Genomic DNA, 10285 nt, shown 5'->3' with positions numbered 1-10285 from the left:
TTCCACTCGAAACTAAAATCCCTTACGCGTCAGATTATAGTAAAAACGAAAATCTAGAAATACTTTCGCTCGACCAGGTCAATTCATTGTTCCTTAGACTTTGATTCTCTATTCTAATTTTGACGACAGCAACCAGAAATAACACCGATGATCAATAGAAGTAGGCTCCAGCAAAGATCTAAAATCGTACGCCGGTTAAGTGTTGAACAGCTCGAGAGCCGGAGATTGCTCGCTGTTGATTTGCAGTTGCTCAAAGACATCAATCCAACAACCGGGACGGGATCGATTCCAGGAAACTTTGCTCAGGTTGGATCGTTTGTTTATTTCACTGCGACGACGGCGACCGATGGTGAGGAATTGTGGCGAACGGACGGCACTGAAGCAGGCACGATCCAGGTCAAGGACATCAGGGAGGGTAGCCAAGGCTCGGAACCCCGCTACCTGACGAACATAAATGGAACGTTGTTTTTTCGTGCCGACTACGAAAACGGAAGGCGTGCGTTATGGAAGAGCGACGGCACCGCGGCAGGGACCGTCGAGGTCAAGACCACCTTTATTGGTTTTGGAACTTCAAATCCAGAAAATCTCACGAACGTGAACGGAACGCTGTTTTATTCTGCCGTAGATGAAAACAATGATCGCGAGTTATGGAAGAGCGACGGCACTGATGCGGGAACCGTCCGTGTGAAGGAAATTCGTCCCGGAAGTGGGTCTTCCGGAAGTTCACTTCCAAGCGAACTGACGAACGTGAACGGAACACTTTTCTTTCGTGCCAACGATGGTACGAACGGTAATGAGTTGTGGAAAAGTAACGGCACCGAAGCGGGAACCGTTCGGGTCAAAGATGTTCGCGCCGGCAGCGGCAGCGCGGACCCTCGCTACTTAACGAATGTTAGTGGGATCTTGTATTTTCGCGCCAATGATGGAGCCAATGGACCTGAGCTTTGGAAGACCAATGGCACCGAAGCCGGTACTGTTTTAGTCAAAGATCTCCGCACTAGCGGTTTCTTAGACGGCTCTTACCCTGCGGACCTCACAAACGTGAATGGCACGCTGTATTTCAGTGCCGATGATGGCGTGAATGGTACTGAGCTATGGAAGTCCAATGGCACGGAAGCTGGAACCGTCCAGGTCAAAGACATTCGCGTTGGAGGTTCTGGTTCTTTCCCAGACAGCCTGACAAACGTGAACGGAACGTTGTATTTTGTCGCCAACGACGCCACGAATGGTTTTGAAATTTGGAAGAGCAACGGTAGTGATGCTGGAACCGTCCAGGTTAAGGACATCGTTGCGGGCATCGGTACGGCAAATCCTCAGTCTCTTGAAAATGTAAACGGGACGTTGTATTTCCGTGCCGATGAAGGTGTCAGCGGTTTCGAGTTGTGGAAGAGTAACGGCAGCCAAGCGGGTACCGTTCGGGTCAAAGACATCCGAGTTGGTAGTGATAGTTCGGATCCGAGCAACCTAACCGACTTTAACGGGACGCTTCTATTCATTGCCAACGATGGCACCAGCGGTGTCGAGCTGTGGAAGAGCAACGGCAGCCAAGCGGGTACTGTGCGATTGAAGGATATTCGCCCTGGAACTAGCAGTTCTAGACCGAACCAATTCATGGACGTAAACGGGACGCTGTTTTTTCGCGCCAATGATGGTACGAATGGTGACGAGCTTTGGAAGAGTGACGGCACTCCAGCGGGTACGGTGAGAGTGAAGGATATTCGGCCTGGCAGCAGCAGTGGAAACCCAAGCTCACTTACAAACGTGAACGGGACGCTGTTTTTCACCGCCAATGATGGCGCGAGTGGTTATGAGCTGTGGAAGAGCGATGGCAGTGAGGCGGGAACGTTACGCGTCAAAGACATCAGCACAGGCAGCTATCTTTCTTCTTCTTTTCCAACCTCGCTGTCGAACGTAAACGGGACGCTGTTTTTCAGCGCCTTTGATAACAGCAATGGCGCCGAACTTTGGAAGAGCAACGGCACCGACGCTGGAACAGTACGGGTCAAGGACATTAACCCGGGATTAGGCCCTAGCAATCCCCGCGATATCACAAACGTAAACGGGACGCTATTCTTCCGCGCAAATGACGGAACGAATGGTGAGGAGCTTTGGAAGAGCAATGGCAGCGAAGCCGGTACCGTTCGCGTCAAGGACATTAGAGCCGGAAGTTCCGGATCCAGTCTAGGCTACTTAACAAACGTGAACGGCACGCTGTATTTTCGTGCCAATGACGGAACAAGTGGAATTGAGTTGTGGAAGAGCAACGGCAGCGAAACTGGTACCGTGCGGGTCAAAGACATCGTTGCTGGCAGCGGAAGTTCTTCCCCACAGTTCCTGACAAACGTAAACGGGACGCTGTTTTTTCGCGCGAATAACGGTACCAACGGCGTCGAGCTATGGAAGAGCAACGGCAGTGCAACTGGAACCGTCCAGATCAAAGACATTCGACCTGGCATGGATGGTGCTTATCCGACAAGGCTAACAGAAGTTAACGGCACGCTCTTTTTCACCGCCAACAACGGCACTAATGGTTTTGAGTTGTGGAAGAGCAACGGTACCCAAGCGGGAACTGTCCAGGTCAAGGACATCTTCGCTGGCGAAGTTCGTTCACTACCCGTTTTCCTGACAAATGTGAACGGGACGTTGTTTTTCCGTGCCTCTGACGGGTCCACTGGTATTGAACCTTGGATGAGTGACGGCACGTCAACAGGTACTGTGATCGTCGAAGACCTCGCCCCCGGTGTTGGAGGAAGTGAGCCACTGTTCTTCAGCGAAATCAACGGAAAGTTAGTTTTAGTCGCTACCACAGAAACGTACGGTACTGAGCTTTATGTTGGAAACCTAGGCCAACAGGGGGGCAACACATCGCTGGCGGTCGCCGCCACAAATGCCAATAAACTTGAAGGTAACGCAGGCACTGAATCCTTTACTTTTACGATCACGCGCAGCGGATTAACCACAGGCGCAACCTCTGTTAATTACGCTGTCACAGGTTTTGGAGCGAACTCTGCAACAGCGAATGATTTTGCTGGCAACGCGTTTCCAAGTGGCACGGTCAGTTTTGCTGCGGGACAGACTAGCCGAACGTTCTCGATCCCTGTTCGAGGTGATTTGACCGCTGAAGCAGACGAAGGCTTTCGCGTGACGTTGTCTGGTGCAAGTGGCGGAGCGACCATCACGACGGCCGCTGCCAATGGGAACATTCGAAATGATGATTCTGGGCTAGCCATTGCAGCGACGAATTCCGACAGAACTGAGGGCAACTCAGGCAACCGACCATTCACCTTTACCGTTACCAGATCGGGGGCTCTCAATGGCTGGACCACCGTAGACTACGCTGTACGTGGCGCTGGCGCTTTTCCAGTGGACGCGGCTGATTTTGGTGGAACACTTCCAAGTGGCCAAGTTGCGATGCGGCCAGGACTTGCAAGCGCTGTCGTTACGATTCTAGTTAGCGGTGATTTGGAAGTTGAACTTAACGAAGGTTTCATTATTTCCCTTTCCAATCCAAGCGCCGGAGCTACCATTACTGCGGCGCATGCTGTCGGAAAAATTCGCAACGACGATTCAACGTTGGCCATTGCAGCGACGAATTCCGACAGGCCTGAGGGCAATTCAGGCAACCGACCATTCACCTTTACCGTTACCAGATCGGGGGCTCTCAATGGCTGGACCACCGTAGACTACGCTGTACGTGGCGCTGGCGCCTTTCCAGTGGACGCTGCTGATTTTGGTGGAACACTTCCAAGTGGCCAAGTTGCGATGCGGCCAGGACAATCGAGCGCTAATATCACAGTCTTTGTCAGCGGTGATTTGGAAGTTGAACTTAACGAAGGTTTCATTATTTCCCTTTCCAATCCAAGCGCCGGAGCTACTATTACTGCTGCGCATGCTGTCGGAAAAATTCGCAACGACGATTCGACGCTGGCCATTGCAGCGAAGAGCGCTGATAAAGCAGAAGGGAACGGTGGAAACACGGCGTTTACGTTTACCGTGACCAGGTCGGGAGCTCTTACGGGTTGGACCACGGTCAATTATGCCGTACGAGGAGCGGGGGCGAACCCTGCCGACGCCGCTGATTTCGGTGGCACTTTACCTACTGGCCAAGTGGTAATGCGGCCAGGGGTGTCGAGGATCGTAGTCACGATTCCGGTTCGAGGCGATGCGCTTGAGGAGTTGAACGAAGGCTTTATTATTTCGCTGTCCAACCCAAGCGCCGGAGCGACGATTACGGCTGCGCATGCTGTCGGAAGGATTCGCAACGATGATTCGACGCTAGCGATCGCTCCGCTGAATGCAAACCAATTGGAAGGAAACGCCGGACTGACTCAGTTTACGTTCTTGGTCACTCGAACTGGATTGCTTACGGGCACATCGACTGTCAATTACAGAGTACGAGGCGGCGGGGCGAATCCTGTTCACACCAATGACTTTGTAGGGAACGTCTTGCCCAGCGGTCAGGTGACCTTTACCCCAGGCCAGACCAGCAGAACGATCATCGTCTACGTACGCGGCGACACGACGGTGGAAGCAAACGAAGGATTCATTATTTCACTTGCCAACCCAAGTGTTGGGACAGCAATTTCAAACGCCCATGCGGTTGGTTTGATTCGCAATGATGATGCCTGACAAAAGGTACTGAAATAGTCCGACTATGAGCGATATTCTGTCTCGCAATCTTATCCGCGAGCGACAGGCTCTTGCGGCAGACCGCAGCAAGATGTCTTCGTCGTTAGGCTTCGCAATTTTATGTCGATCTTTATGCGAATTCGGGATGCCGTTTCCTGACTGATTTTTGGGAAAATTGGTACGCTCGATGCTCTAACCGACCGTGTCTTTTCAAAACCAAGGTTTTCCTTGGTGGAAGACGGAACGCTGCCTTTGGTCAGTGTGTTACGTTGGGCTATAGAGCGACATATCGTATTATGGAGAATCACCAAACCGAAAATTCTTGCGCGTTTCATGTCGTGGGAATTGGTGCTTCGGCAGGTGGATTGGAAGCATTAGAAAACTTCTTTCGGGCAACCCCGACGACGACGGGAATGGCTTTCGTCGTGATTCAACATCTATCGCCCGATTTCAAGAGCCACATGGAAGAGTTGTTGGGTAGGCATACCAATATGCCTATCCACCGGGTAGAGAATGGAATGCGGGTTGAACCAAATTCTATCTACCTGATCCCGGCGAAAATGATGATGGTCATAAGCGGTTGCAAACTGCTCTTGACGGAAAAAGGCCATGAAAGATCTGCCTCACATCCGATCGACGAGTTCTTTCGCTCGCTCGCTGAAGATGTCGGAAAATTCGCCGTTGGAATTATCCTATCAGGCACCGGGAGCGACGGCTCACGCGGTATCAGACACATTCATGAAGCAGGCGGCCTCGTAATTGCGCAAGAGGAAGGCTCGGCAAAGTTTGACGGGATGCCAAAAAGTGCGCAGGAGACGGGAGTGGTCGATCTTATGCTAAGTCCAGCGGCGATGCCACCAACCCTTATCAAATATGTCGAAAGAGGGCTAACGCCGGCTGCTTTAAGCGAGGAAGATTCCGTTGCAACTTCAGCAGAAGGAATTGATCGAATACATCAGCTATTGCACCGACAACATGGAATCGATTTTACACAATATAAAGTCGCGACGGTGGGACGCAGGATTCAACGACGGATCGACATGATGCAGCACAAGTCAATGGATGATTATATTCGACAGATAGAATCTGACCCTGCTGAAGTAAATCGTCTGTATAAAGATCTGCTGATTGGCGTGACCAAATTCTTCCGCGATGAGGAAGCTTTCGAAGCGATGGAGCGCGAGGTCGTGCCAAACCTGGTTGCAAACGCTGCGAACTCTGGTGCAATTCGAGTCTGGGTGGCAGGTTGCGCTTCGGGCGAAGAAGCTTATTCGCTCGCGATTTTGTTCGACGAAGCGATGCGAGATCAGTCGCGTCTTTTGGACCTCAAGATCTTTGCAACTGACGCGCATCGAGACTCTTTACAAACAGCTGCTCGCGGAATCTACCCGGAATCTTCGTTGACGGATCTGTCCGCCGATCGTCGAGCGAGATATTTTCGTACTAGTCGAGACGGGTTTCATATTGTTCCCGAGCTTCGGAAATGCGTACTGTTTGCTCCGCATAACCTAACGCGTGATGCACCCTTCACGCAGATGGATCTCGTAACCTGCCGTAACTTGCTCATCTATTTCCAGCCGCACGCACAGCGCAAGGCACTGGCAACTTTTCACTTTGCTCTCAAAACCCACGGTGTCTTGCTGCTTGGGCCCAGTGAATCGCCCGGAGAGATAGCCGACGAGTTCGATATTATCGACAAGAAGTGGCGCATCTACCGCAAACGCAGAGACGTTCGATTGCCGCTTGACACTCGCATGCCTTACAATTCGATCGCCGCAAATCTTGGTGGACTTCCCAACGCAGCTGCGAGTTCTGCCAAACTGCCCAAGGTCGATAGCTCACTGTTAGCTACTTACGACTATTTGCTCTCGAGTAGGATGCCGCCGAGCATACTCGTCAACAGCAGCCATGAAATCATTCATGTGTTCTCGGGAGGCGAGAAGTACTTGCAGTTGAAGCCAGGACGACCAAGCGCGGCTGTGAGCGAAAATGTCCATGATTCGCTGAAGAGCACGTTACAGGGAGCACTGCGCCATGCAGGGGAAAAGGGGGAGTCGGTAAAATACGCAGGGATCCGACTCAACCGACTGGGCCAAGATGAAACGATCCAGCTAACCGTTGAACCGATCCTGGACCCTGCGCGCAAGATTGAAAATTTTCTTGTTCAGATTGAATCCACAAAACCGAAGTCCGTGGACTCAGATGGAGTAGCTTCGTTTCAGGTCAACTTGGATGAAAAAGATCGCTCGCACATCGTTTCGTTGGAGTCAGAGCTTCGGTATACGCAAGAGAACTTGCAGGCAACGATCGAAGAGATGGAAGCTTCCAACGAGGAGCTTCAAGCGGCGAATGAGGAACTAGTCGCCTCGAACGAAGAGCTTCAGAGTACAAACGAGGAATTGCACTCGGTTAACGAAGAGCTTTACACGGTCAATGCCGAACACCAACGTCGTGTTGAGGAGCTGGCACGGGCCAACGACGACATGGATAACTTACTGGCATCGACGCACGTCGGGGTCGTGTTCTTAGACGATGAGCTAGCGATTCGAAGGTTTACGCCCGAGGCTGCTCGGCTGTTTGAACTACACGGCCATGATATCGGTCGCTCCGTTCGCGGATTTCTCCACTTTTTGAAGAGTCCGGGAGTTTATGAAAGGATAACTGAGGTTCTGGCGAATCAGGAGTCTCAGGAAGTAAGTTGCGAAGGCAGGAACGGGCGCAGTTACTTGCTGCGCATCGTGCCCTATCGAAGTGGCGAAAATGTCGTGGGAGTCGTCCTTTCCATCATCGACGTGACTTCGCTGAAGGCTGCTCAAGCAGACCTCGAACGCTTCAAGTTTATGGTAAGTTCGGCCGTCGATTCGATTGCGCTGATCAACCAAGACGGCAAGATTGTGTACGCGAATCCTGCCATGTGCAAAACACTTGGGTACGAGGAAAGCGAGTTGCTATCCATGTCGGTAATGCAGATCAACACCGTCTACGATCTGCCGCGCTATCGTAAAGTATTCGCGGAAGCAAGCACGCAGCCATTGCGATCATTGCCCGCGGAGTGGAGACGAAAAGACGGCAGCCCGTTGCCTGTCGAAATCAGTTGCAGCAGTGTCGTCTTTAATGGTCAGCGTTACCTATGCTCTAACATTCGCGATGTGACCGAACGACGCAAAGCTGAACAGGCAATGCGACTTCAACATTTGGCGATCGAATCAGCGGTTAGCGGTATTATCATTACCGACGCAAAAGATGGCGAATTCCCAATTACCTATGCAAATGCAGGCTTCTGCAAAATGACTGGTTACGGGCAAGAAGAAATCCTCGGGCGTAACTGTAGGTTTTTGCAAGGGCCAGATTCCGATACAGAATCGATCAAGCATCTGCGTGAAGCTATCGCGAAACGCGAGACGTGCCGCTTGACCATTTTAAACTATCGCAAAAACGGCACGCCGTTTTGGAATGACCTTCAGGTTACTCCAGTATTTGACGAGCATGGGAGACTTGCAAGCTATCTCGGTATTCAAAATGATATTTCCGAACGAGTGGAAGCTGAGGAAATTGCGACACGTAACGCGGAGCGAGTCGCAGGCATCTTGGACACGGCTGCCGAAGGAGTGTACGGTATTGATACTGAAGGAAGATGTACTTTCTGCAACCGTTCTGCAGTCAAAATGTTAGGTTACGACAGCGATGCAGACTTAATTGGTCAGGACATGCATGAGCTAATTCATCACACGACCGCTTCAGGTTCGCACTATCCTCTGCCAGAGTGCCCGATATACATCGCTGCACAGTCGCGGAAAGCGTCGCATGCCACGAATGACCTGTTTTGGCGGCGTGATGGATCTAACTTTCCAGTTGAGTTCTGGAGCCGTCCTCTTTTCCAAGGAGGCGAACTGACAGGCTGTGTGGTGACATTCCAAGACGTCTCAGAACGCATCGCTTTCGCCAGCCGTTTGGAACAAATGGGCAAGTTGATCGATGCTTCGCATGATGCGATCATGGTCTGGACAATCGCGGAAGGAATCAAGAGTTGGAACTTCGGTGCTACCAAATTGTATGGCTTTACAAGCGAGGAGGCCGTTGGTCAGAGCCCACACGTTCTGTTGCGAACGCAACAGCCCGAAATGTTTCAAGAGATCTACGCAACACTTGAGGTTAAAGGAGAATGGGTCGGAGAACTGCAGCATTTGTCGAAGGATGATCGCCAGCTCACCGTTTCTTCTCGGCACCAACTACTTGTATTTCCCTCAGGGGAAAAACATGTCCTCGTGATCAATCGCGATGTCAGTGATCAACGGGAGATACAGCGTGCGATGGAAGCGGCTAAGACTGCTGCGCAAGAGGCGAATGAAGCCAAAAGTACGTTTCTGGCTAACATGAGTCACGAATTGCGAACGCCGATGACTGCGGTTTTGGGATTCGCCGATATACTGCGGACGGATATGAATGACGAAGATCAGATTGAAAAGGTTGACACGATCAAGCGCAACGGGGAATATCTGCTCGCGCTGTTGAATGATATCCTTGACCTTTCCAAGATCGAAGCGGGCAAGATGGATATCATAGCCGAGGAAGTCGACATTCTGGATGTGATGGACGATGTTCGAGCCTTGATGTCAGAACGCGCTAACAAGGAAGGTGTTCCTATTTACTTTGAATGGAATTCGGAACTTCCTCGTTATATAACCACTGACCAAGTGCGAATGCGGCAAATCTTGGTGAACTTGATCAGCAACGCGATCAAATTTACAGACCAAGGTCACGTGCGAGTCGCGGTCGGATTTCACCGCGTGGGCATGAAATCGGAAGCTGCGATCGATACGTCGCAAAACATGCTAACTGTCATGATCAAAGACACCGGTATTGGAATTGACAAAGATCAAATGTCAAAACTCTTCCAGCCCTTTACCCAAGCCAGCGGTTCTCGACGATTCGGCGGCACTGGACTCGGCCTGAGCATTAGCAAGCGGTTGGCGGAGAGTATGGGTGGCAACATAACTGTAGACAGCGAGTTGCATGAGGGAAGCTGCTTTACTTTATGGCTGCCGGTTTCCGTTGAACAGTCGAGAACTCTGATCAGCCCAGATAGTGAAGACCGCTTCAAAGTGAATTCTCCTGAAGTTAAACGAACCCTGCCGCGCATTGATGCTCGAGTTTTGCTTGCGGACGATCGACGTGACGTGTGGCGTGTAGGAAAGTATTTCTTGGAAAAATGTGGCGCTCGTGTTCAAATCGCGGAAGATGGTCGGCAAGCCGTTGATGCGGCGTTGCACGCAATTGCAGAAAATGACCCATTTGACCTCGTATTAATGGACATGCAAATGCCCATCATGACTGGTCGTGAAGCTGTTGCAACGCTCCGAAGCCATGGCATTTCCGTTCCCATTATCGCATTAACCGCAGATGCTATGGAAGGCGAGCGGGAGGCGTGTCTTCAAATCGGATGCGACGAATACTTTTCGAAACCGATTGATGGTCCAAGACTGATGCAGCTGATCGCTAAACTTGTGCGATCAAACTGAGCAGGATCGCGCAATCGTTAAAATCGGTTCCAACGTCAAGCTTTCTGTTGCCAACAGCGTTCGGCATCCGTGATGCGATTCTTGCACACTAACTATGCGTATCTTTAAATCTGAACGCTCATATTTACCTAAGTAGC

At 51.2% G+C, this 10285-nt stretch carries 2 protein-coding genes; both read left to right on the top strand.

The features are described 5' to 3' along the window. The first annotated feature begins 147 nt into the window (after positions 1–147). On the top strand, positions 148–4629 hold the full coding sequence (locus SH451x_RS10915; RefSeq protein ID WP_479362491.1) for an ELWxxDGT repeat protein: 4482 nt from the start codon (positions 148–150) through the stop codon (positions 4627–4629). Between the two features lie 296 nt (positions 4630–4925). Then, on the top strand, positions 4926–10148 hold the full coding sequence (locus SH451x_RS10910) for a PAS domain S-box protein (protein WP_479362490.1): 5223 nt from the start codon (positions 4926–4928) through the stop codon (positions 10146–10148). Positions 10149–10285: the final 137 nt, after the last annotated feature.

The organism is Njordella aestuarii (assembly GCF_056494165.1).
The sequence above is the reverse complement of the archived record's forward strand: the minus strand, read 5'-3'. Positions and strand labels throughout refer to the sequence as shown.

What these genes read in the sequence shown, in the direction of transcription:
- SH451x_RS10915 (WP_479362491.1), top strand. Translation starts at nt 148, where the DNA reads ATGATCAATAGAAGTAGGCTCCAGCAAAGATCTAAAATCGTACGCCGG.
- SH451x_RS10910 (WP_479362490.1), top strand. Translation starts at nt 4,926, where the DNA reads ATGGAGAATCACCAAACCGAAAATTCTTGCGCGTTTCATGTCGTGGGA.